Genomic DNA, 22483 nt, shown 5'->3' with positions numbered 1-22483 from the left:
TGCCCTACATTTGATAAAATATTTTTTGTTGCAATCAAAAATTCTTTGATCACGGACAACATATTTAGGAGGTGACTCTCATGCCAAACATTAAATCTGCTATTAAACGCGTTGCTGTTACAGAAAAGAAAGACGCTGCTAACATTTCACAAAAAAATGATATGCGTTCAGCTGTAAAAGCTGCTAAAACTGCAATCGAAAACAATGCTGAAAACAAAGCTGAATTAGTTTCATTAGCTGTTAAAAAAGTTGATAAAGCTTCTAAAAACAATCTAATTCATTCAAATAAAGCTGATAGAATTAAATCAAGCTTAATGTCAAAAGCTAACTAATTATGTGAGAGCGTGACACAGAACATTCTGTGTCACGCCCTTTTTTTATGGAATGAAAGACTTGCCTCACATCTTATATTTTTAAAATGAAAAGTTCTAATATGAGTACTTTATCCATATATGAAGATTTCAATTGGTAATCTGTATCAGCACAAATATCAATAGTCGCTAATAAACGATCGAGTGATAGCTTTCTCGTAATACGTAATGCCAGTTTAACCCTATATGGATGTACACCAATCGTTTTGGCTATTTGTTGTTCGCTATAATGTTTACCAGCAAGAATCTTACATTGATAATACAAGCGATAATTACTTGTGATTAACGCTAATAGCTTAATCGGCTCTTCTTTCATATTGATTAAGTCTTTCAGTAAATTAATAGACTTTTCTTTTTGACCCTTCTGAATATATTCCGTTAATAAAAATACATTCTGTTCTAGAGAACGACTCACAATTTCTTTAACGTCTTGTTTATTAATAACCGCTTCATCACCAATAAATAACACTAATTTATCTAATTCTGCTTTAATAATATTAAATTGAATACCTGTCAGTTCTAAAAATTCTATTAGTGCATCTTCTTTTATATCTTTATATTGTTCATGCAAATAAGATTTAATCCATTGTTTTATTTCTTGTTCAGTCATTTGGTCAATTTTATTGAGCCTTGCATTTTTCTTAACTGTTTTAACGAGTTTCTTTCTTTCATCTAATTTCTCATTAAACACATCAAATACGACTAACGTTTCACCATCATATTGTTCAATAAATTGAATTAATTGATCGATATTTTGATTGATTTGAGTACTAACTTTTTCTCCTGTAAAAAGGTAAGCATTCTTAACATGTACAACTTTTTTGTCTGAGAGGAATGGTAAAGTTAATGATTCTTCTATCGCACTTGAAATAGGTGTTTCGTATAAATCAAATATAATATAATTGAAATCGTCTCTTTCTTCACCTAAATATTGATTTATAATTTCGTCAGATTTTTTCTCAATAAGTGCATTTACTGCACCATAATTCAATACAATATTGTCTTCCAAAATAAGTCTCCCTCTCTTATAAAGTTCTAATTAAGTATAGCATTTTTAAGTTTAATATCATATAATGAAAGTAAGTATAGGAGGGAGTCATATGAACAGATTTGAAGGTGAAAATACTCAAGGGCGTAACAATGATGTTAAAGACTCTGGATTTGGATTTATAATTGGTTTCGTATTCTTAGCAGCAATTTATATTATTGCACAAGTATTCAGTTTACTACCAAACTAATATATCAAATCCATTTATATAAAGCTTACAAACGACTACTGTCGATTGTAAGCTTTTTTATTATGTTCTTGTAGTCCATTTGTCATCATCATGTTGTCTTTATTGATTTCAAATTGCACCATTCCGTAATCTTGTGTATTGAACACTTTACAATTGTTTTGTTTAAGTTTATTTACAATAGCCTCTTTCGGAAGTCCATGCCTATTATGTCGACCAGAACTTATGACACAAATATGTGGCTTTGCTTTGAATAAAAAGCGATCACTTGTACTTGTCAAACTACCATGATGCGCTACTTTTAAAATATCATAATTCCCTTTAAGTTGACTCAATATACTTTCCTCTACCTTTTCTGTTGCATCACCTGTTGTTAATATTGTTCTGCCAAACGTTGTGATCTCAGTAACGATTGATGTATCATTCTTATCTTCATAATTCGGACTATTTTGGTTAAAAAACTTATATGTCGATTCTCCAATCTTTAATTCGCTCAAATATGAACTATCTACAATTTGGGTGTTCGTTTCTTTAACCTCTTCTAACAAATGTTTTAATTCACGGCTATCCCAAGTCTTTTTATTAATAATTAAATGTTTGATTGATACCTTTTTACTCAAAGTAGCTAATTCTCCCATGTGATCTGCATGTGGATGTGTGATGATTAAATAATCAATCTTTTGAAATCCCTTTTCTTTAAGTTCAGGCACAATAATTGAATCTGTATAATTTGATATTTTACTTCTAGTTTGCCACGGTTTCTTCTTCAATTTATCTTTACCACCCGTATCGATCATCACAATTTGATTTACATCATGATGATAAGCTATCATTGCATCTCCTTGGCCAATATCAAGAAATTTTAAAATAACCTCATTATGATTAAAATGGTATATGATTCCAATGACTAACATTGCGAAAAGGAGTAACGATGTTATATATTTCTTTTTAATAAATAACATTAAAACTAGTACTACAATAATGAGAATGATTAAATATATCCATTCGGCTAGATTTCTTACAACCAACTCATTTATAGGAATACGACTCATAACATCTATTAATTTAAAAGTTTGATTCATACAAATTTCTATTAGTGTCGTAAATAAATTGGGAACTTTACCAAAAGTGGCAAACATCAACATGAATAACATCACAAGTGGAAAAATAATTAATTCAAAAAGTGGGATAAAGATGAAGTTTGTTATAAACCCTAACCATTGAAAAGCATTAAAGTGAATCAGTAATATGACAAACGAGGATAATTGAGATACGACATTGATCGTAATGATTTTGTGGATTGTATTGAAAGACTTTATAAGTGGTACACATAAAATGATAAACGTGGAGACGATATAGGATAATTGGAAACCAATATCGAAAATAATGTGAGGATTATAAATTGTATAAACAATAAAAGTGATAGATAGTATTTGTAAAGCGTCTATTTTCATGATTTTATTCAAAATCATATAAACCATTACTACCCCTACTGCTCTAAGAACACTCGGACTTAAGCCAGTTAAGACAGCATATATTGGCAACAATATAAATATCATATTCTCGGCATGATGATATTTGATATTCATTTTAAGTAATAATTTAAATAAAAATATATTTAACAATGCGACATGTGATCCACTTACAGCATACAAATGATATATACCTAATTTCTTAAGTTGATCTATTCTTTCTTCACTTAAATAACTTGTATCACCTAACGTGAGCGCAATAATATCATCAACACCATCTATATCAAGTTGTTTCATTTCATGAATTAAATTCGTTCGATATAGTTGAATACGTTCGATAATAGATAATGACCGATTCGAACAAGTATTTAAAAATAAGTGTTCTATCTTAATAACACCTTTAATATCATGATTTTGCAAAAACTCAAAGTATTGAAATTTTAATGCGTTAGTATTAGGTAAAGTTTGATTAACAGAGTATGTAATACGGCAATTTTTTAAATAAGGCATTTTCTTCAAAAATTTAAGCTTTTCTTTTTCATTTTTAATCGTATAAAATGCTTTATACGTTTGATTATGGATTTGTCCTTCAGCTTGAAAGCCGTCTCCATCAATCGTTATCTTATCTCCAAACTGAATCATTTCAGTATAATTTTTATGATTTTTTGAAACTTTAAATGATTCGTAATATTGTATTGGATCATTCGGATAAATTAAGCAACCTATCATAAAAAATATAAAGCTCATCACCAAAATTTTTAATGATTGCCATTTAATATAGCAACTTATAACTAAGATAATGAGCATGACTATACTTACATAGGGATGTACAAAGAAAATTAAACCGGACAATAAATAAAGTGCAAAATAAAACCACATCTTAAATATTAGTCCTTACTTTAGATATTTAATAATGTCTTCTGGGTGGAAATTAATTTTTTCGTAGTGTACACCAGACTGTTCTAACAGTTGTATTGCATATGTATGATTATGATAATCGTCTGCATAATAAATTTGTTTAATACCAGCTTGTATAATTGATTTCGTGCAATTTAGACAAGGAAAATGTGTAACATAAATAGTCGCACCTTCTGAGGAAACGCCTAACTTAGCGCATTGTATGATCGCATTCATTTCAGCATGAATGGTTCTAATACAATGACCGTCTACTACAAGGCAGCCATTATCTATACAATGTTCTTCTCCTGAAACAGAGCCATTATATCCACCAGCAATCACTCTATTATCTTTAACGATTGTTGCACCAACAGATAATCTTTCACATGTTGACCTTAATGATAATAGATGACTTTGAGCCATAAAATATTCTTTCCATTCAATTCTATCCATTACACATCGACCTACCTTTCATATATTCCTATTGTAAAATTTAACAAGTATAAATGCAATTCAATTTAAAACGATAAAGTCTTTTAAACTTTCTACTGTTTTATCTCCAAATCCTTTAACATTCTTCAAATCATCCACAGTTTTAAATTCTCCATTTGTTTCTCTATATTGTAAAATGGCATCTGCTTTACTCGGACCGATACCAGGTAATTTTTCAATTTCTGATTTATCTCCTGTGTTGATATTAACTTCTACTTTATCATTAGAAGGTTGGTTTGTATTAACACTTGGCACATGTTCTCCAGTTATTGGAACATATATATACATTTGATCTTTAAGTCGTTCTGATAGATTGATTTTAGACAAATCTGCATTATGCTTTGTTTGAGCTTTCTTTAATACATCATGTACGCGATCCTTTGAAGACATTGAATATGTATTTGGATAATTAACAGCTCCTTTCACATCTACTACTACGTTTCTATTAACTTCTTTAGTAGATTTAGATTCATCCATCTTATCAACTGACTTCTCTTCTGAAGACTGTTGTTTAACTTCATTTATAGTATCTTGTTGATGAATAATAGCTTCATGATCATCATTACCAGTGAAAAGGCTATTACAAATAAAAAACAATACAACAATCATGATGATTGCAAGTTGATAATTCTCTATTATCCATTCTTTTATTTTATGAATGTATTTCAAAAAAACACCTCCTACATAATTAAACGTAGGAAGTGTTCTAAATTACTTTCGTGCAACTATAAAATGTCTATCGCCTTTTTCATCAAATTGTTCAATATTGAAATCAGTAAATACATTTTCAACTTTAAATCCAGCAAAGTCTAAAAGTTGTTTATAAAGGTCGATTTCATATGTGACTTGATAATGTTCTTCATCGAATCGTTCGTAAAGTCCATCTTCTCTTTCAATGAAAAATGACATTTGATGATATACACTATTTGGTTCTTCACCAGCAATAGCTTGCCAGGCTAAAGTTAATTGTTCGGTTTCATCAATATAGTTACGGTTATTAAATTGGTGATTCATCTTATATAGTGAATGCACATCAAATATAAGTAATCCACCATTATTTAAAAATTGATTAACATAGTTAAATACTTGAAGAACTTCTTCAGGGTCGGTTATATAGTTCAAGCTGTCACAAAAGATGGTAATTACATTGTAACTTTGAGGTAAGTCTAAATCTCTCATATCTTGACAATACCAATTAATATTAGGATTACGACTTTCAGCTACTTCTAACATCTCTTCACTTAAATCAAGACCACTTACGCGACCATATTCTAATAATTGCTCTGTTAAGCGTCCTGTCCCACAACCAATATCCAAAATATCGTTATCATTACCTGTAACATAATGACCGACGATGTGTTTCCATTTATCATATGGTTGATCTTCAGTTAGAAGGTCATAATAATGACTCATACGATTGTATGCCATTATTGCGCTACCTCATTTAGTGTAGTGATTGGTGCATCTTTATATAATCTTTCTAAATCGTAGTAATCACGTTCTTCTCTATGGAATACGTGTACAACAACATCGCCTAAATCAATTAATACCCATCTTGCTTCATTAAAGCCTTCTAGTCTTTTTACTAATACATCATTAATTTCCGCTTCGTCTTTAACATTTCTTGCAATAGCTTGAACTTGCTTGTCACTGTTACCATGACATACAACAAAATAATCAGCTATATCGCTAATACCTTTCATATCAATTGCAATAATATCTTCAGCACGTTTATCATCACATGCAAGTAACGTTTGTTTCATTAAATCATTTGAATTCATTTAACCATTCCTTTATTGTTCTGAATGCATATTATAATAATTTAAGCATTCTATAGTTTTTAAATGTACTGTTTTATCCTTATTAATTAAGTGTAACACTGTACGTTTTGATATTTCATAAACTGCTTTATCCAAGTTGCGTTCTTTAAAGACAATATCTCTAATTTCATCTACACCTGGAGTTGTTCTTTTAGGTTCAATATAGTCAGCAATAAAAATTATTTTTTCAGTCTTATTCATTTGTGCTCTACCAGTCGTATGATTATAAATTGCATAATAAATATCTTCGTCATTTATATCATATTGATCTTTAAGCCTTGCAGCAGCAACTGGTCCATGTAGTATTTCTGAGCCATAACTTAATAAATCTTGCCCTAGATCATACTGCGTTACACTTTGGTATAACGCTGAAAGTTCTTCATATTTACATAAATCATGCAGTATACCTGCTAATTCAACTTTTTTCATATCACCATCAAAGATTTCTGCCATTTTCTTACCTGTTTCGGCAACTCTCATAGAGTGATTATATCTTTTTGTTGGTAACGTTTCTTCAACCAATTTGACTGCTTTTTTAATTTTCATACAATCGTCCCCTTTTGATATAGCTTTCAATTCGTGGCGTAACGAGCATCTTTATAGATTGACGATTTTTACATCTATTGCGAATGTCTGTTGAGCTTACATCCATTCTAGGAATGTGTAATGCTAACATTCCTTCTTTTACATCTTGTTTATCAACTTCTCTATTAACTACGACAAATGTTAATAATTCTTTCAATTCTGCAATGTTTCTCCACTTATGCAAATTCTCATATTGATCTGAACCGATTACAAAATATATTTGGTAATCAGGAAGTTCTTGTTTAAATTCTTTAATCGTATCAAATGTGTAACTCGTACCTTTTCTATTAAGTTCTCTCTCATCAACTTCACCGAATTGCAAATCTTCAATAGCTAATTCTAACATTTTTACACGTTCTGATTCTATTAAATAAGATTCGTTATGTTCTTTAAGTGGTGATTGATAACTTGGTAAGAAAATGAATTTATCAGGTTGAACAAATTGATATGCTTCACTCGCAACTAACATATGTCCAATATGAATTGGATTAAATTGACCTCCATAGATCATGAGCTTTTTCATAATATTATGGTAGTTCTAATCTTTTATTTTCTTTAGATTCTTTATATAAGACAATAATATTACCGATAAGTTGTACGAGTTCAGCACCTGCTTGTTCAGCGATTGATTCAGCTACTTCTTTATGATCATCCATATTATTTTGTAAGATATGAATTTTGATCAATTCTCTTTTTTCAAGTACGTCTTGCACTTGTTCTATCATATTGTCATTTAATCCGCCTTTACCAATTTGGAAAATTGGATCTAAATGATGCGCTTCTTTTCTTAAATATCTCTTTTGTTTACCTGTTAACATAATGATCTCCTTTTAAGTTCCTCTTGTACTTTATTTCTCATTGATTCTATATAAGCTTCTTGTCCAGTCCATATTTTAAAGCTTTCTGCGCCTTGATAAACGAACATATCCAATCCGTTATATATTGCAATACCTGCTTGTTCACATGCTTTAAGTAGCGGTGTCTTGTCAGGAATATAGATAATATCACAAACTAAACTACTTTTACTTATCTTCTCCACAGGAATAATGAATTCACTATGCTGAGTATTCATGCCTACCGGTGTCGTATTAATAATAATATCAAATGTGTGAAGAATAGATTGAACATCTGTAAGACTTATTGTATTTATATCAATTTGCCAATTATCAAATCTAGACATCGTTCTATTTGCTACTGTTATTTTATGATTCGTGAACTTCTGCATTTCCGAAACAATACCTTTACTCGCACCACCAGCACCGAGTACTAAAATTTTACGATCTTGAATACTACCATAATGTTCAATTAAACCTTTAACAAAACCAATACCATCTGTATTATACCCAACCCATTTATTATCTTGTATTAGAACGGTGTTAACAGCACCAATATGCTTAGCATTTGATGATACTTCATCTAAATAAGGCAAGATGAATTCTTTATGCGGTATTGTAATATTAAATCCATCTAAAGCTTTTTCATTTATAATTTCTTTAATTTGTTTAAATTGTTCTGGTGGGATATCTAAAGCACCATATTCATCTTCTCTACCTAATGCTTCAAAATTTGCTGCATGCATAATCGGTGAAAGTGAATGGCTAATAGGATGTCCGATAACTCCAAACTTCATTTAATTCACCTCTTATAAAATAGATGTTCTTAATGTAACTTCGACTTCTTTAGGTGCCGTAACATGTATTTCTGCACCTGCATCTACAGTTACAAATCCTAATCCTGAAATCATAACATCTTTTCTTTCAGCTTCAGTTGTAATCTTAGTTGTTTTTAAGTTGTCGAAGTTAAAGTTTGATGGATCATATGGAGGTTTAAGCAGTTCACCAATTTGACGTTTCCATAAATCATCAGCGTTTGATAACTTTGTTCTATGAATGTTTAAATCGTTTGATACAAAACAAGTTAATGAACGTCTACCGCCACTTACATAATCTACTCTAACTAAGCCACCTAAGAATAAGCTTTGTTCTTCGTTTAATTGATACACTTTTGGCTTAATTTCTTTTTTAGGCATAACAACTTTTAATTCTTTATCTGTAACGTAATGCGTCATTTGATGGCTTTGAATAATACCTGGTGTATCAAACATATATGAATCATCATCTAATGGAATATCAATCATATCTAATGTTGTACCAGGAAAATGACTTGTTGTAATCACTTCTTTTTCACCGACACTCTTTTCAATCAATCTATTGATTAATGTAGATTTACCTACGTTTGTTGTACCTACTACATAAACATCTTTACCATCTCTAACTTTCTCGATAGTTGATAATAAATCATCAATTCCTTGATTTTTATATGCAGAAATCAATACAACTTCGTCAGGATTAAGTCCAAAATCTTTCGCACGATTTCTTAACCAAATTTCGACTCTTCTTTTATTAATGGCTTTAGGTAAGATATCCATTTTATTCGCAACAAGTACAACTTTTTTCTTCCCTACTATATCTTTTAAGCGATGTATCATTGATCCTTCTAAATCAAATACATCCACAACATTGACAATTAGACCATCTTCATTGTGAAGAGATTTCAACATATTTAGAAAATCTTCACTTGTTAAATCAACATCTTGGACTTCATTATAATTTTTAAGTCTAAAACATCTTTTACAAATGACATCTTCTTTATTCAAACTTGATTGTGGAACGTATCCAGCTTCATTCGGATTTTCAGATTGAAGTGTTGCACCACAACCGATACATTTAGCAAACTCTGTCAAATTTATTCCTCCCAGTTAATTAAACCTTTTCTCTTAAAGTAATTTAAAAATCTTCTTTCTATTAATCGATTGAATTTCGTAACGAAACCATCTGTCTTTTTCACAGGTACGACCATAATTGTATATAATCCGTTTCTATTTCCACCAAACACATCTGTTAACATTTGATCACCAATAACAACTACTTCAGACTTATTGACGTTCATTAATTTAGCTGCTTGTCTAAACGCTTTACCACGTGGTTTACGCGCTTTAAAAATATAATCAATATTTAATGTTGATGAAAATGACGCAACACGTTCTTGATTATTATTAGAAACAATCGTAACTGTTATACCATTATCTTTCATATTTTCAAACCAATTTCTCACTTCATCTGTTGGATCTTTAACATCCCAACCAACTAATGTATTATCTAAGTCTGTGATAATTGCTTTTATATTTTTAGATTTTAAATGTTCAGGTTCGATTTTAAATACTGATTGAACATATTCATTTGGTAAAAAATATTTTGTAAATAATCCCATTATTACACCTCAATATTATCTTTTATTTTAACATAAATCATATATACATTCCTTTGGTTGAATACAAAATAAAAGTGTTGCAAATCACTTACGATTCGCAACACTAAATATTATTCTGTAATTTCACGGTCAGAAGATTTTTCAACTTCTGTATTCGCATAAATCACATAACCAACAAGTGCTGTAGCAATGACAGCGATAGCCATTAATATTAACATGAAACTGCCTCCTTATGCCACTCTATTTAATAATAATTTTACAATTTTACTAGAATTGACGCAAGCTACTTTTAAAAATTCTTCAAAAGTAACATCAGATTCTTTATCTGCTAAATCTGAAACAGCTCTCGTAACAATAATAGGCACATTATATTGGTAACAAGTTTGCGCAATTGCACCAGCTTCCATCTCTACGACACTCGCAGTAGGAAAGTTAGATTTAATCACTTTACGCTGATCAATTGAGCCTATGAAACTATCACCTGTAGCAACTTCACCAACAATACCATTTAAATCAAGTTGTTCTATTGATGATTTAGCTAAGTCAATTAATTCCTTATCAGTTTCATAAAATTCTGGCATACTTGGTACTTGTCCCAATTTATAGCCAAATGCCGTTGCATTAACATCATGATAATAAACTTTATTACTAATAATGATATCACCAATATTTAATTCGCTATCAACAGAACCTGCTGACCCTGTATTAATGATTAAATCTGGTTTAAATTCATTGATTAGTAATGTTGCTGTAATTGCAGCATTTACTTTACCAATACCACTTTGTGCTAATACAACTTGTTTATCTTCTATATTACCTTTATAAAAAATAACATGTGCAATTTGGATTGTTTCTCTATTTTCAATAGATGACTTTAATATTTCTACTTCTTCTTCCATTGCTCCAATAATACCAATCATGCTTTATCACTCCATCATATTCATTCATATTTATCTTAACATAATTAGTATACTTTGAAATAAGTTTTTAACTATTCCATAAACTTTGTAAGCCTTGTAATGATAAGACCCCTGCTATTAATGTTGTAAGAACAGCAACAATACCAATTACAATCATCCAAGTTGGGTGTTTATAGTCACCAACGATACTTTTCTTCTTAGAAGCAATTAAAATTGTTCCTAAAGTTACTGGTAAAATCAACCCGTTCAATGCACCAGCAATAATTAATAATTTAACCGGCTTACCAATTGTTAAGAATACAATAGATGAAACGACTATGAAAATAATAATAACTAAGTTTCTATGATTTTTAATAGATGGATGCAATGATTGAATAAATGTTGTACTTGTGTATGCACAGCCAATTACGGATGATAATGCTGCTGCAAATAATACAATACCGAATACTTGTTTACCGACAGGTCCTAATACATGTTCAAATACAGAAGCTGGCGGATTGTCTGGATTTAAAGTGAACCCTGTAACAACAACACCAAGTACTGCTAAGAATAAAAATGTTCTCATTATACCCGTTGTTAAAATACCTGAAATGGCCGCTCTATTTACAAATGGTATATAGCCTTTTCCAGTGATACCTGCTTCTAACAATCTATGAGCACCTGCAAATGTAATATAACCACCAACAGTTCCACCAACCAATGTGATGATAGGTACAATGAGTTTACTAATATCATCAGGTACAATCATTTTTTGTGCCGCTTCGACAACTGGAGGTTTCGTTAATACCATTACATAAGCAACAATGGCAATCATGAGCACACCTAAAATTTGTGTAATAATATCTACGACTTTTTGTGCATTTTTAACAACAAATATTAAAATCGCTAATACGCCTGTAATACCTGCACCAATTCTTACGTCTAAACCGAATATCGCATTAAGTCCTAGTCCAGCACCTGCAACGTTACCGATGTTAAATGCTAGCCCACCAATAGCGATTAATATTGCGATAAATGTACCTAACCCCTTAAACACATCATTTGCGATATCTTGTCCACCTTTACCGACAACTGTGATAACGCGCCAAATATTAATTTGCGCACCGATATCAATCAGAATAGATGCAAGTATTGCAAATGCAAAGCTTGCAAGAAATTGCTCAGTAAATACTGCCGTTTGAGTTAAAAATGCTGGTCCAATAGATGAAGTAGCCATTAAGAATACTGCACCCCATAGAATTCTTCTATGCTTATTTGTTATTTCAAACGGTTGATTTAACTCCTCATACCCTTTATTTTGCTTCATACGCTTTCCTCCTATTTCATTGCACTAATTTCTATGCCTTCAGCTTTAAACTGTCGAATAATTTCTTGAACAAAATCTAAAGCATGTTGACCGTCTCCATGTACACAGATTGTATCTGCTTCAATCGGAATTTCATTTCCATTTATCGTGATAACTTTAGATTCTTTTACCATTTTAATAACTTGTGCGACAGCTTGGTTTGTATCTTTAATAAGCGCACCTTCTTTTTTCCTAGAAACTAATTGGCCATTATCTTCGTATGCACGATCAGCAAATACTTCGCTCTTATATGTTAAATTATGACGTTTACATGATTCGATTAATTCACTATTAGATAAACCAACAAATAATAATTGATCATCAAAATCTTTCACCGCTTTAACAATTGCATCAGCTATTTCTGGATCTTTAGCACCCATTTGATACAATGCGCCATGTGGTTTAACATGGTGAATTTTTGTTTGATGTATTTTACAAAATCCAGCTAATGCTCCTAATTGATAAATGACTAAATCATAAACTTCTTCTGGTGTAACATCTATGTTTCTACGACCAAATCCAATTAAATCTTGAAATCCTGGATGAGCACCAATATGTACATCATGTTGAACTGCCAATTTAACTGTTTCATTCATAACGTGCTGATCTCCTGCATGAAAACCACAAGCCACATTTGCAGAAGTAATTAAAGGTAATATACTTTCATCATTACCAAGTTTATAGTTACCAAAGCTTTCTCCTAAATCACAATTCAAATCAACTTGTACCATAATACCCTCTCCTTAAACGATTTTATGTTCATGTAGAAATTTAATGGTTATATCATTTTTAATATATGGTTCATAGCTCAACACGCGATATAAAAAGTCTAACGTTGTCGGAAAACCATCAATAACCGTTTCTTCTAACGTACCTTTCATTTTTTCAATTGCTTCAAGTCTATCTTCAGCTTTAACAAGTATTTTAGCGACTAATGAATCATAGTATGGTGGAATTTGATAACCATCATATAACATACTGTCTACTCTCGTATTAAATCCATTAGGTAAATGTAATGCTTGAACAACACCTGCTGCTGGGCGGAATTGTTTTTCTGGATTTTCAGCATTTATACGACATTCAATCACATGCCCATCAAAACGGATATCCTCTTGATTAATAGATAACTTCTCACCATTAGCTACTAATATTTGTTGCTTAATTAAATCAACACCTGTTAATAATTCTGTGACTGTATGTTCAACTTGAATGCGCGTATTCATTTCTAAGAAATAATAGCCGTCATCAGTTAGTAAAAATTCAATTGTTCCAGCACTTTCATAATTACAAGCTTTAGCGGCTTTTACAGCATCTGCATGTAACGAATCTCTTGTTACTTGATCTAATGCTGCACAAGGTGCTTCTTCGATTAACTTTTGGTTCTTTCTTTGAATTGAACAATCACGTTCACCGAGATGAATCGCTTCTCCATGTTTACTCGCGAGTATTTGAACTTCCACATGTCTAGCTTCATCAATAAATGTTTCAATATACACACGTTTATCTCCAAAGTATTTTTCGCCTTCAGATTGAGCTTCTTTAAAGAATTGTTCAAGTTGGTCAGGTTCTTGTACGATTCGAATCCCTTTACCACCACCGCCACTAGCAGCTTTTAATACAAATGGATAGCCTACTTTTTGAGCAACTTCTTCTGCTTCTTTAATTGTCTTTACTTCTCCAATAGACCCAGGAATAATAGGTACGTTCGCGTTGTACATCGTTTCTCTTGCTTTTATTTTATCTCCCATTAAATCCATCGTGTTATAACTAGGACCAACAAAGATAATATTTTCTTCATCTACTCTTTTTCTAAAAGTCGTGGATTCTGATAAAAATCCATAACCAGGATGAATCGCATCTGCTTTACTCATCTTACAAGCTTCTAAAATGCGTTCAATATCTAAATAACTACCACTTGATTGACTTGGTCCAATACAAATGGCTTCATCTGCTAATTGCACATGTAAACTATCTTTATCTGCTTTGGAATATATTGCGATTGTTGTGATATTCATCATTCTACATGTTCTAATGATTCTTACCGCAATTTCACCTCTGTTTGCAATCAGTAAACGCTTAATCATATAAATCCCCCTTATTTCAATGTGATAATCGTTTGTCCGTATTCAACAGGATCCCCATGATTAATTTGAATATCATTAACGATACCGTCATACTCACTTATAACTTCATTGAGCACTTTCATTGATTCGATATATCCGACAACTTGACCTTTTTTCACTTCATCTCCAACTTTGACAAGTGGATTTTGTAATGTTTCTTCATCTTGTAAATAAAATGTTCCAAGAATTTCCGCTTCAATTGTATTAAGCTGTTCTTCTTGTTTTGAAGTTGGCGTGCTTTCTTCAATATTATTGGCTGGTGTTGTAGTCACGTTATTTGAAGTTGATTTTAAATCTAACTCAACTTCGACAGTTTCATCTTTATACTTCATATAATTCACTTGATTTTGTTTCATGAGTTTAATAAGTTCTTCTATCTTTTCTATATTCATGATTGATTCCCCTTTATAAGTTTTGCTATTTTTTTAGATTTAGGACGAATATTGCTTAAATCTTTATATTTTTTCAGTTTAATATCATCTATATCTGTTTCTAATTGTTTAATATATGTTTGATATTCAACAGTTGCTTCCTCAAACGAAATCCATTTAAAAGTAATGCTGTCATTTGCTTTTAATTGAGAGAGCTTTTCTCTACCTACAAAACTAACTGTAGCAATCTTTGTATAACCACCTATCGTCTGACGATCATTAAGTAATATAATTGGTTGACCATTAATAGGAACTTGTACACTACCTGGTGCAATCGGTTCAGATATAATATCTGCGTTATGCTTATGTACAAGTGGTTCTTCACCATTAAGTCGATAGCCCATACGATCTGACATTTCTGATATCGTATATGATTGATTAACAAGTTGGTCATGTGCTTCTGATGTAAATTCATCAAATTGTAGACCTTCCATAATTGGAATGATATTTGCATCTTCTAATTGGTTGATATTAAACGTATTACCTATAATGTCATGGTTGATTGTTTTATCTTTGAATTTCAAAACATCATTTCTGTTTAATGTTCTTCCATTCATGCCACCTATCCCACTTCTAGTATGTGTTGATACACTGTCTAATATGGGTTCAATATTTAAAGACTTATGAAAAGCTAAATAGCCTCTCGCCCCAGATAAAATAGTCTTTATATTGAGCACTTGCCCTTTTTCTACATAAATTGCTGTATTTACTGGTATTGTTTGATCATCAAGCTGTATATCAGCATCATACGCAACAAATGCAACTATGTTCGATTCTTCAAATTTCAATGTGGGACCATTTAAAGTCACTTCTAAAACAGGTGCATTGTCATTATCCACTAAAGCATTGGCGATATTGTATAAATATTGATTCATAACACCCGCTTCAGAAAATCCATCTTTTTCAAACTTTGATCGACCAATATCTTGAACAGTCGTAAACAAACCGGGTTTTATACATTTCATTTCAATTCACCTACTAACTGACTATAATCAAATGTGCCATTTGCAATTTCGTCTTCGATTCTTGTAAATTCTTCTTGATGAATTGCTTTAAAAGCAATATAGTCTCCAGCTTCGTATAAAATCATAGGCTCTCGATCTAAGTTAAAAACATCTATCGGCGTGCGACCAATAATTTGCCATCCGCCTGGTGATGATTTCGGATAAAGGCCTGTTTGATTATTTGCAATTCCAACAGATCCTTGGACGATTTTACTTCTTGGCGTTTCCTTTCTAGGTGTATGTATTTTCTCATTTAGTCCTCCTAAAAATGGAAAGCCAGGTAAAAATCCAATTGCATAAATTAAATAATTTTCTTCAGTATGTATTTGAATCACATCTTCTTCTGATAATTGTGCATGGTCAGCAACAATATTTAAGTCTGGTCCAAATTCACCACCATATACAACTGGTAGTGTTATCAATTTCTTTGAACGTGATGCATTTTCTTGATTAAGATTTAAATGATGTAAGTCTAGTTCATCAAGGACTGTTTCGTATGTATAATGTTTAACATCAAATGCGACCATGATTGATCGATATGATGATGTCACACTTATAACAGCTGGATGCTGCAATGATTCAATATGTAATGCGATTGTCGAAATTTTATTCCTTATTTCTGGACTGATTTCATTTTGTTCATAAATCATAAAATGCGTCTCACTCACTTGCTTAATATCCAATTTTACCACCCCTTTGTTAACGCTTTTAATAATCAGATAATTAAATCAATTATACTTTATCATAATACCATGATTTATATATAAAAAAAAAGCTGTAAAAACGTTTGTTTAATACGTTTCTACAGCTCTTCTATTAAATTATTATACGATTAATCGATTTTTACGATTTTAACTTTCATTTCGTTACCATTTGGTAATGGAACATTTACTTCTTCGTTTAATTTTTTACCAATTAAAGCTTTAGCAATTGGAGATTCATTAGAAATTTTACCTTCGAATGGATCTGCTTCTGCTGAACCTACAATTTTGTAGCTTTCTTCTTCGTTACCTGGAATTTCAGTAAATGTTACAGTTCTACCGATTTGCACGTCATTTTTTGAACCATTATCTTCAATAATTTGAGCATGACGAATCATGTTTTCAATTTTTTGAATTTCTTGCTCAATGAAACCTTGCTCATCTTTAGCTGCATCATATTCAGAGTTCTCAGATAAGTCACCAAAACTACGTGCTACTTTTATTTTTTCAACGACTTCTGGTCGCTTAACTGTTTTTAATTCTTCAAGTTCTTTTTCTAATTTGTTAAAACCTTCCTGTGTCATAGGAAATTCTTTTTGTGTTTCCATTCTTCCATCTTCCTTTACTTTATAATTATTTAAATATTTTTAACTAACGATTGAATTTTCGTAGTCATAATATCAATAGCTACCTTATTACTACCACCTTCAGGGATGATGATATCCGCATATTTCTTCGTTGGTTCAATAAACTGGATATGCATCGGTCTTACAACTGATAAGTATTGATCAATTACTGACTCCATCGTACGTCCTCTTTCTTTAATATCTCTCGTTAAACGACGTAAAATTCTTAAGTCAGCATCAGTATCAACATAAATCTTAACATCCATTAAATTACGTAAATCTTCATTTTCAAGCGCGAATATACCTTCAAGTATAATAACATCTTTAGGTTCGAATCTAATCGTCTTATCGCTTCTCGTGTGATTTGAATAATCATACGTAGGCACTTCAATTGCATGTCCATCTTTAATTCTTGTTAAATCTTGTTTCAATCTTTCATTATCGAAAGCGAATGGATGATCATAGTTAGTCTTCAATCTATCTTCAAAAGACATATGTGATTGATCTTTATAATAGTAATCTTGTTCTATTAATGCAACACTATATCCATCTAAATTTTTCATAATTTCGGATGTTACAGAAGTCTTACCTGAACCAGAACCCCCTGCAATACCTATAATTGTAGTCTTTCCCATCAAACGATTCCCTTTCTCATCATGTTATTTGGATAAATCTGACGATCCACTTTTATTTGAATGACTTGAAGTGGATGTCTGGCTGCGTCTAGCTCTTCACCATTTTCATCATATATCTTATCAATGACTTGAGTGAAGTTTTCAATCTCAGGTCCAAAAAATTCAATTTCTTGTCCTGGCTTGAAATAATTTCTTTGTTGGATGGTAGCTATTTGTGATACTTCGTCATAGTCTAACACTAATCCACAAAAATCAAAAGGTGTTTTTTTATTTGATTCGTGTCCAAACATTTGTTCTTCGTAATGTGGTACACCTTCGAAGAACGCTGGTGCAGTGTCTCTATTCGCACATTTATCTAATTCAATCAACCATCTAGGATCAATTTTAAAGTTTTCTGGATCCTCAGCATAGCGATCAATTACTTTACGATATACAGATACAACAGTAGCAATATAATGAATAGATTTCATTCGACCTTCAATTTTTAGAGAATCTATACCGATGTCCATCATTTTAGGTATTGATTCGATTAATTTCAAGTCTTTTGGACTCATTGCAAAAGGTGTGATCTCATTACCATCGAAATATGGCTCTAATTCTCCATCTTCTTCTACTGAAATTAAATCATAATCCCATCTACAACTTTGACAACAGCCACCTCTATTTGAGTCTCTAGCTGTCATATGATTACTTAATGTACATCTACCAGAATATGCAATACACATTGCACCATGTATAAATGTTTCTATTTCAATATCAACTTTTTCTTTCATTTCGCGCATTTCTTCAGCACTCGTTTCACGAGCTAGAACGACTCTCTCAAGCCCTTCTTCTTTCCAATATTGAACTGCGCGATAATTTGATAAAGATTGTTGTGTACTTAAATGGATTTCTAAATTAGGTGCAACACGTTTACACGTTTCTATAATAAGTGGATCGGCAACTATAATTCCGTGTGCACCAGTTTCATTTAGATTTTTTAAATATTCTTCTAGTCCTGGAATATTTTCATCATGAGCAAAAATATTTGTTGTAACATAAATTTTTGCGCCATATTTTGCTGCAAACTGAACGCCTTCTTTTATTTCTTCCATCGTAAAGTTATCAGCATTTGACCTTAAACCATATTCTTGTCCACCTAGGAACACTGCATCCGCACCATAATGAACAGCAATTTTGAGTTTTTCTAAATTTCCTGCAGGCGCTAGAAGTTCTGGTTTTTTTATCTTTGTTTGACGACTTGCGCCAATAGGTTCTAGAACTTTCATATATATCATTCCTTTAATATAACTTAATAAACTGTTTGTTTGAACATAAATCCTTGATCCATTGGACGATGATCTTTTTGAACCGCTTCAATTGGTTCAACTAACATAAATTTTTCATCTTCATATAACTCTGGATCTTCGTTATATAAGTCAATCGCTTGTCTATATTGCTCAGTCGCGATATTAATATATTCATCTGTTTGAAGTACGCCGTCAATCTTAAACGCATCAATTTGTGCTTCTAATAAGTCCTCTAAGTCTTCGATTAAGCAAATATCATTCGGACTCATAATGTGTGTACCATTATAATCTTCATAAATTGGATATTTATTACTTCTTTCTTCATCATATAAAAGCATGTCTTTATTTTCTTTACGATTTTCAATTTTCATGACTTTATCTTGATACATAAAGTAATTACCAAGTAATTTTCTTTTAGACTGGAACATACAAGTCATGCCATGTACTTGAACTTCTATTTCGACATTACTTTTTTCTTTAATTTCTAGTACTTCTTCAATACTTAACTCACGAGCCAACACTGCTCTAGCTGAACCTCTATCACCCCAATAATTACATTGAAAATGATTTGTCACGATTGTTTCAGCATTCCAATTTAAAGGTATAGGATTCTCACGATTTTTCATTGCCATAACTACTGCTGGATCGCCAAAAATGATTCTATCTGCCTTTAATTCATGTAACAGATCAATATAAGATTCCAAATCATCAATATGTTCATTATGAAAAATACCATTTACCGCTACGTATGCTTTTTTACCATGATCATGGATAAGCTTAATGGCTTCACGAAGTTCTGGTTCTTTAAATTCACCAGCAAGTCTTAATCCAAATTTTTCTTCACCAATGACAAATGCATCAGCACCTAATTTGATTAATTGTTCAATATGTTCAACGGACTTAGGTGTCACTAGTAATTCTGTCATTACAATTTCTCCTTTTTAGAAATGGCCATTCCATCACCAATATTAATCAATGTCGTTTTATATTTATCATGATTCATTAACCACTGATTATATTTTTGAACTTTTCTTACCATTTGTTTAACGTTTCTGTTTCTTACAATTTCAATATTACTTACAAAACCATGGTATAAAATATTGTCTGTAATAATGATGCCATCATCTTTAAGCAGTGGTTCATAAAGCTCAAAAAACTTTTGTGATTGTGCTTTAGCAGCATCGATAAAAATCATATCAAATGACTGGTCGGTAGGTAATAATTCAAAAGCTTCTAATGCATCAGAAAAGATAACATTAACTTGGCTTTCATAACCAAAGTCTTTAATATTTGAAAGAGCTTGTTCATACATTTCTTCTTTTCTTTCAATCGTCCACACATTAATACTCGGATCACATGAAGCAAAATGCATCGCGCTATATCCAATTGCCGTTCCAATCTCTAGAATACTTTTCACATCTTTAATTCTAATTAATTGTTTAACAAACTCTGTGGAGATTTTGTCCATTATTGGAACATTATATTGTTCAGCATAATGCCTTAATTCATCGATATTTGATGAATTTTGAAACAACAATTGTTCGATATATTCTATATCTTTTTCCATGTCATTACTTCCTTACACTCGAATATAATAAAAAACCCAACTAGTCTCCTGACTAGTTAGTATGTATCAGTCATATCTGCAATATGATTTCATAAACATTAGATATTTTACCATATTTTCGAATAAAAAGTAAGTATATATATAACAAGAACGCTTTTAAAAATAAAAAGCGTTCTTGTTTGTATTATTTATCTCTATTCTTTTCTTGTTCTTTTAAGTTCTCTGCAAATAATACTTTACCCTTTTTGGTTGTTGTATAGTAAAAATAATCTGTTTCCGGAGGGTTTACCGTTGTTCTAGCTGTTTCATCAGATATGTTGCATATTGGACCTATAGGTAATCCTTTATGTGCATATGTGTTATATTTTGAATCATTTTTATAATCTTTATCTGATAATGCTTCAGTTGTCTCTTTTTTATTCGCATATCTTACAGTGGCATCTGAGTTCAAAGCAATTTGTGGATTATTTTCAATTCTGTTTAAAAGTAATGAAATATATCTCGATTTATCTGTCACGTTTTTCATTTCTGATTCTACAATTGATGATAACGTTAAATACTCATGGAAAGTAATCTTCTTTTCTTCATAGTTAGTCGTATATTTAAAGCCGCCATTTTCTTTATATATTTTATAAGTTGTATGGTAAGTTTCATTCAACATTTCATTTGTAACATCATCAATCGTCACATCTTTTTTTGAAAACTGATACGTACTTGGTGCTAAATAGCCTTCTAATGGGTATCTTAAGTTTTTATTTAATACTTCGTCCGTTAACATATCGGGATATTTTTTTTGATATTTTTTCACAAAATCTTGATCTCTCATTTTCTTCAAAAAGCTTTCGCGACTAATAGAAGTATTCTCTTCTAAAATGCCTGCAATTAATTCTATATTCGAACCTTCTTTTACATCATATTGTACCGCTGTTTTTAAATACACTTTTCCAGTTTCTAAACTTTTCGCAATATCTCTTGGTGACATTGAAGGAGAAAACTTATATTCCCCAGCTTGAAAGCTTGAAATATTATTGAGTTTTAAATAATATTTGAAAATAGTAGCATTTCTAATTATTTTTTTATCGGATAACTCTTGGCTTAACATTTCAGTATTTGTGTTTGGATTAACATTGACAATAACTTGCTCATTGCTGTCGGCGTTAACAGGTTTCACATTAATACCTACTACAATTAAGCCTATTAAAGTAATTAATATAAGTAATAAAAAGAGGATGCTTATGATTGTTAAACTAATATACTTAGATAATAATCTCGCATCTTTATATATACTATTTTTTTCCATATGTAACTCCTTATGTAAAATAAATACCCCTAATGATTATATCACATTAGGGGTAAAGTGTACTATTACATATTAAATTTTAAACATCGTCCATTTCAGTATTAACGATTTCTTCAATCATATCCCACTCTTCGTCAGTTTCAACTGGTAATAATTTACCACCTTCACCGTCGTCATTAGCTTCATTGATCATTGGGATTAATTCAATTTCTTCATCATCTGCTGTACCTTCTTCAGCTAAGATGATGTATTCTTTCTTGAATTCTGGGTGATAGAATTCTAATACTTTACGGTATAAGACTTCATTATTATTTTCGTCTATTAAAGTTAATAATTCTTCCTCATTGTTAATTTCTAAATGTCCTTCGTGATTATGTTCAGTCATTATTCATTCTCCTCA

The 22483-nt window shown here is 31.2% G+C and carries 28 protein-coding genes; 2 read left to right on the top strand and 26 right to left on the bottom strand.

The window, feature by feature from the left end:
- Positions 1 to 80 precede the first annotated feature (80 nt).
- Positions 81 to 332, top strand: a complete 252-nt coding sequence (gene rpsT, locus LQ617_RS01055) for a 30S ribosomal protein S20 (RefSeq protein ID WP_025904213.1) — start codon at positions 81 to 83, stop codon at positions 330 to 332.
- Between the two features lie 73 nt (positions 333 to 405).
- Here rpsT and holA read toward each other — a convergent pair whose 3' ends face one another.
- Positions 406 to 1380, bottom strand: a complete 975-nt coding sequence (holA, locus tag LQ617_RS01050) for a DNA polymerase III subunit delta (RefSeq protein ID WP_239739243.1) — start codon at positions 1378 to 1380, stop codon at positions 406 to 408.
- A 91-nt stretch (positions 1381 to 1471) separates the two neighbouring features.
- Here holA and LQ617_RS01045 point away from each other — a divergent pair, with 91 nt between their 5' ends.
- Positions 1472 to 1609 carry a YqzM family protein gene (locus LQ617_RS01045; protein WP_075577996.1) on the top strand — a complete coding sequence of 46 codons (138 nt, stop codon included), beginning with the start codon at positions 1472 to 1474 and terminating at the stop codon, positions 1607 to 1609.
- Positions 1610 to 1644: 35 nt separating this feature from the next.
- Here LQ617_RS01045 and LQ617_RS01040 read toward each other — a convergent pair whose 3' ends face one another.
- The 25 genes from LQ617_RS01040 to LQ617_RS00920 all read right to left on the bottom strand — a co-directional run bounded on the left by LQ617_RS01040 (position 1645) and on the right by LQ617_RS00920 (position 22468).
- Positions 1645 to 3825 (bottom strand): DNA internalization-related competence protein ComEC/Rec2, encoded by a 2181-nt coding sequence (locus LQ617_RS01040; RefSeq protein WP_239739241.1) that lies wholly within the window; start codon positions 3823 to 3825, stop codon positions 1645 to 1647.
- A 147-nt stretch (positions 3826 to 3972) separates the two neighbouring features.
- Positions 3973 to 4428 carry a ComE operon protein 2 gene (locus LQ617_RS01035; protein WP_037588364.1) on the bottom strand — a complete coding sequence of 152 codons (456 nt, stop codon included), beginning with the start codon at positions 4426 to 4428 and terminating at the stop codon, positions 3973 to 3975.
- A 60-nt stretch (positions 4429 to 4488) separates the two neighbouring features.
- Positions 4489 to 5136 (bottom strand): helix-hairpin-helix domain-containing protein, encoded by a 648-nt coding sequence (locus LQ617_RS01030; RefSeq protein ID WP_191835629.1) that lies wholly within the window; start codon positions 5134 to 5136, stop codon positions 4489 to 4491.
- A 42-nt stretch (positions 5137 to 5178) separates the two neighbouring features.
- Positions 5179 to 5898 carry a class I SAM-dependent DNA methyltransferase gene (locus LQ617_RS01025; protein ID WP_481816965.1) on the bottom strand — a complete coding sequence of 240 codons (720 nt, stop codon included), beginning with the start codon at positions 5896 to 5898 and terminating at the stop codon, positions 5179 to 5181.
- Positions 5895 to 6248 carry a ribosome silencing factor gene (rsfS, locus tag LQ617_RS01020; RefSeq protein ID WP_204258548.1) on the bottom strand — a complete coding sequence of 118 codons (354 nt, stop codon included), beginning with the start codon at positions 6246 to 6248 and terminating at the stop codon, positions 5895 to 5897. The genes LQ617_RS01025 and rsfS overlap by 4 nt, the downstream gene beginning before the upstream one ends.
- A 12-nt stretch (positions 6249 to 6260) precedes the next feature.
- Positions 6261 to 6833, bottom strand: coding sequence for a bis(5'-nucleosyl)-tetraphosphatase (symmetrical) YqeK (gene yqeK / locus LQ617_RS01015; protein WP_159315590.1), 573 nt, complete (start codon positions 6831 to 6833; stop codon positions 6261 to 6263).
- Positions 6823 to 7395 (bottom strand): nicotinate (nicotinamide) nucleotide adenylyltransferase, encoded by a 573-nt coding sequence (gene nadD / locus LQ617_RS01010; protein ID WP_239739237.1) that lies wholly within the window; start codon positions 7393 to 7395, stop codon positions 6823 to 6825. Before nadD ends, yqeK begins: the two co-directional genes overlap by 11 nt.
- Before the next feature lie 4 nt (positions 7396 to 7399).
- Positions 7400 to 7690, bottom strand: a complete 291-nt coding sequence (gene yhbY / locus LQ617_RS01005) for a ribosome assembly RNA-binding protein YhbY (RefSeq protein ID WP_103360667.1) — start codon at positions 7688 to 7690, stop codon at positions 7400 to 7402.
- Positions 7684 to 8502 (bottom strand): shikimate dehydrogenase, encoded by an 819-nt coding sequence (aroE, locus tag LQ617_RS01000; RefSeq protein WP_239739235.1) that lies wholly within the window; start codon positions 8500 to 8502, stop codon positions 7684 to 7686. The genes yhbY and aroE overlap by 7 nt, the downstream gene beginning before the upstream one ends.
- 12 nt (positions 8503 to 8514) lie before the next feature.
- Entirely contained in the window at positions 8515 to 9615 is a 1101-nt protein-coding gene (yqeH, locus tag LQ617_RS00995) for a ribosome biogenesis GTPase YqeH (RefSeq protein ID WP_119650964.1), read from the bottom strand.
- 2 nt (positions 9616 to 9617) lie between these two features.
- The gene (locus LQ617_RS00990; protein ID WP_191835633.1) at positions 9618 to 10142 is read right to left on the bottom strand and encodes a YqeG family HAD IIIA-type phosphatase; all 525 of its coding nucleotides are present in this window, start codon (positions 10140 to 10142) and stop codon (positions 9618 to 9620) included.
- Positions 10143 to 10372: 230 nt separating this feature from the next.
- Positions 10373 to 11062 (bottom strand): 5'-methylthioadenosine/adenosylhomocysteine nucleosidase, encoded by a 690-nt coding sequence (locus LQ617_RS00985; RefSeq protein ID WP_037588376.1) that lies wholly within the window; start codon positions 11060 to 11062, stop codon positions 10373 to 10375.
- 67 nt (positions 11063 to 11129) lie between these two features.
- Positions 11130 to 12368, bottom strand: a complete 1239-nt coding sequence (locus tag LQ617_RS00980) for an NRAMP family divalent metal transporter (RefSeq protein WP_206166974.1) — start codon at positions 12366 to 12368, stop codon at positions 11130 to 11132.
- Positions 12369 to 12379: 11 nt separating this feature from the next.
- The gene (pxpA, locus tag LQ617_RS00975) at positions 12380 to 13138 is read right to left on the bottom strand and encodes a 5-oxoprolinase subunit PxpA (RefSeq protein WP_206166973.1); all 759 of its coding nucleotides are present in this window, start codon (positions 13136 to 13138) and stop codon (positions 12380 to 12382) included.
- Between the two features lie 12 nt (positions 13139 to 13150).
- On the bottom strand, positions 13151 to 14491 hold the full coding sequence (locus tag LQ617_RS00970) for an acetyl-CoA carboxylase biotin carboxylase subunit (protein WP_239739234.1): 1341 nt from the start codon (positions 14489 to 14491) through the stop codon (positions 13151 to 13153).
- Between the two features lie 11 nt (positions 14492 to 14502).
- Positions 14503 to 14922, bottom strand: a complete 420-nt coding sequence (locus LQ617_RS00965; RefSeq protein ID WP_191835635.1) for an acetyl-CoA carboxylase biotin carboxyl carrier protein — start codon at positions 14920 to 14922, stop codon at positions 14503 to 14505.
- Positions 14919 to 15926 carry a 5-oxoprolinase subunit C family protein gene (locus tag LQ617_RS00960; protein WP_239739233.1) on the bottom strand — a complete coding sequence of 336 codons (1008 nt, stop codon included), beginning with the start codon at positions 15924 to 15926 and terminating at the stop codon, positions 14919 to 14921. The genes LQ617_RS00965 and LQ617_RS00960 overlap by 4 nt, the downstream gene beginning before the upstream one ends.
- Positions 15923 to 16657 (bottom strand): 5-oxoprolinase subunit PxpB, encoded by a 735-nt coding sequence (gene pxpB / locus LQ617_RS00955; protein WP_308193299.1) that lies wholly within the window; start codon positions 16655 to 16657, stop codon positions 15923 to 15925. The genes LQ617_RS00960 and pxpB overlap by 4 nt, the downstream gene beginning before the upstream one ends.
- Positions 16658 to 16797: 140 nt before the next feature.
- Positions 16798 to 17274: a transcription elongation factor GreA gene (gene greA, locus LQ617_RS00950; protein WP_025904231.1), complete on the bottom strand. Its 477-nt coding sequence runs from the start codon at positions 17272 to 17274 to the stop codon at positions 16798 to 16800.
- Positions 17275 to 17303: 29 nt separating this feature from the next.
- A complete protein-coding gene (gene udk, locus LQ617_RS00945) occupies positions 17304 to 17927 on the bottom strand; it encodes a uridine kinase (protein ID WP_025904232.1) in 624 nt (207 codons plus the stop codon).
- Complete coding sequence (locus LQ617_RS00940) at positions 17927 to 19195, bottom strand: peptidase U32 family protein (protein WP_037588390.1); 1269 nt, start codon at positions 19193 to 19195, stop codon at positions 17927 to 17929. Before LQ617_RS00940 ends, udk begins: the two co-directional genes overlap by 1 nt.
- A 23-nt stretch (positions 19196 to 19218) precedes the next feature.
- Positions 19219 to 20142, bottom strand: coding sequence for a peptidase U32 family protein (locus tag LQ617_RS00935; protein WP_239739232.1), 924 nt, complete (start codon positions 20140 to 20142; stop codon positions 19219 to 19221).
- Entirely contained in the window at positions 20142 to 20783 is a 642-nt protein-coding gene (locus tag LQ617_RS00930; RefSeq protein WP_204258556.1) for an O-methyltransferase, read from the bottom strand. Before LQ617_RS00930 ends, LQ617_RS00935 begins: the two co-directional genes overlap by 1 nt.
- 184 nt (positions 20784 to 20967) lie before the next feature.
- Positions 20968 to 22083 (bottom strand): endolytic transglycosylase MltG, encoded by a 1116-nt coding sequence (gene mltG / locus LQ617_RS00925; protein WP_239739231.1) that lies wholly within the window; start codon positions 22081 to 22083, stop codon positions 20968 to 20970.
- A 79-nt stretch (positions 22084 to 22162) separates the two neighbouring features.
- On the bottom strand, positions 22163 to 22468 hold the full coding sequence (locus tag LQ617_RS00920) for a DUF1292 domain-containing protein (protein WP_025904237.1): 306 nt from the start codon (positions 22466 to 22468) through the stop codon (positions 22163 to 22165).
- Positions 22469 to 22483 lie beyond the last annotated feature (15 nt).

This window comes from Mammaliicoccus sp. P-M59, assembly GCF_022386135.1.
Lineage (GTDB): Bacteria > Bacillota > Bacilli > Staphylococcales > Staphylococcaceae > Mammaliicoccus > Mammaliicoccus sciuri_A.
The sequence above is the reverse complement of the archived record's forward strand: the minus strand, read 5'-3'. Positions and strand labels throughout refer to the sequence as shown.

What these genes read in the sequence shown, in the direction of transcription:
- rpsT (WP_025904213.1), top strand. Translation starts at nt 81, where the DNA reads ATGCCAAACATTAAATCTGCTATTAAACGCGTTGCTGTTACAGAAAAG.
- LQ617_RS01045 (WP_075577996.1), top strand. Translation starts at nt 1,472, where the DNA reads ATGAACAGATTTGAAGGTGAAAATACTCAAGGGCGTAACAATGATGTT.
- LQ617_RS01040 (WP_239739241.1), bottom strand. Translation starts at nt 3,825, where the DNA reads ATGAGCTTTATATTTTTTATGATAGGTTGCTTAATTTATCCGAATGAT.
- LQ617_RS01035 (WP_037588364.1), bottom strand. Translation starts at nt 4,428, where the DNA reads ATGGATAGAATTGAATGGAAAGAATATTTTATGGCTCAAAGTCATCTA.
- rsfS (WP_204258548.1), bottom strand. Translation starts at nt 6,248, where the DNA reads ATGAATTCAAATGATTTAATGAAACAAACGTTACTTGCATGTGATGAT.
- yqeK (WP_159315590.1), bottom strand. Translation starts at nt 6,833, where the DNA reads ATGAAAATTAAAAAAGCAGTCAAATTGGTTGAAGAAACGTTACCAACA.
- nadD (WP_239739237.1), bottom strand. Translation starts at nt 7,395, where the DNA reads ATGAAAAAGCTCATGATCTATGGAGGTCAATTTAATCCAATTCATATT.
- yhbY (WP_103360667.1), bottom strand. Translation starts at nt 7,690, where the DNA reads ATGTTAACAGGTAAACAAAAGAGATATTTAAGAAAAGAAGCGCATCAT.
- aroE (WP_239739235.1), bottom strand. Translation starts at nt 8,502, where the DNA reads ATGAAGTTTGGAGTTATCGGACATCCTATTAGCCATTCACTTTCACCG.
- LQ617_RS00990 (WP_191835633.1), bottom strand. Translation starts at nt 10,142, where the DNA reads ATGGGATTATTTACAAAATATTTTTTACCAAATGAATATGTTCAATCA.
- LQ617_RS00985 (WP_037588376.1), bottom strand. Translation starts at nt 11,062, where the DNA reads ATGATTGGTATTATTGGAGCAATGGAAGAAGAAGTAGAAATATTAAAG.
- LQ617_RS00980 (WP_206166974.1), bottom strand. Translation starts at nt 12,368, where the DNA reads ATGAAGCAAAATAAAGGGTATGAGGAGTTAAATCAACCGTTTGAAATA.
- pxpA (WP_206166973.1), bottom strand. Translation starts at nt 13,138, where the DNA reads ATGGTACAAGTTGATTTGAATTGTGATTTAGGAGAAAGCTTTGGTAAC.
- LQ617_RS00970 (WP_239739234.1), bottom strand. Translation starts at nt 14,491, where the DNA reads ATGATTAAGCGTTTACTGATTGCAAACAGAGGTGAAATTGCGGTAAGA.
- LQ617_RS00965 (WP_191835635.1), bottom strand. Translation starts at nt 14,922, where the DNA reads ATGAATATAGAAAAGATAGAAGAACTTATTAAACTCATGAAACAAAAT.
- LQ617_RS00960 (WP_239739233.1), bottom strand. Translation starts at nt 15,926, where the DNA reads ATGAAATGTATAAAACCCGGTTTGTTTACGACTGTTCAAGATATTGGT.
- greA (WP_025904231.1), bottom strand. Translation starts at nt 17,274, where the DNA reads ATGGAAACACAAAAAGAATTTCCTATGACACAGGAAGGTTTTAACAAA.
- udk (WP_025904232.1), bottom strand. Translation starts at nt 17,927, where the DNA reads ATGGGAAAGACTACAATTATAGGTATTGCAGGGGGTTCTGGTTCAGGT.
- LQ617_RS00940 (WP_037588390.1), bottom strand. Translation starts at nt 19,195, where the DNA reads ATGAAAGTTCTAGAACCTATTGGCGCAAGTCGTCAAACAAAGATAAAA.
- LQ617_RS00935 (WP_239739232.1), bottom strand. Translation starts at nt 20,142, where the DNA reads ATGACAGAATTACTAGTGACACCTAAGTCCGTTGAACATATTGAACAA.
- LQ617_RS00930 (WP_204258556.1), bottom strand. Translation starts at nt 20,783, where the DNA reads ATGGAAAAAGATATAGAATATATCGAACAATTGTTGTTTCAAAATTCA.
- mltG (WP_239739231.1), bottom strand. Translation starts at nt 22,083, where the DNA reads ATGGAAAAAAATAGTATATATAAAGATGCGAGATTATTATCTAAGTAT.
- LQ617_RS00920 (WP_025904237.1), bottom strand. Translation starts at nt 22,468, where the DNA reads ATGACTGAACATAATCACGAAGGACATTTAGAAATTAACAATGAGGAA.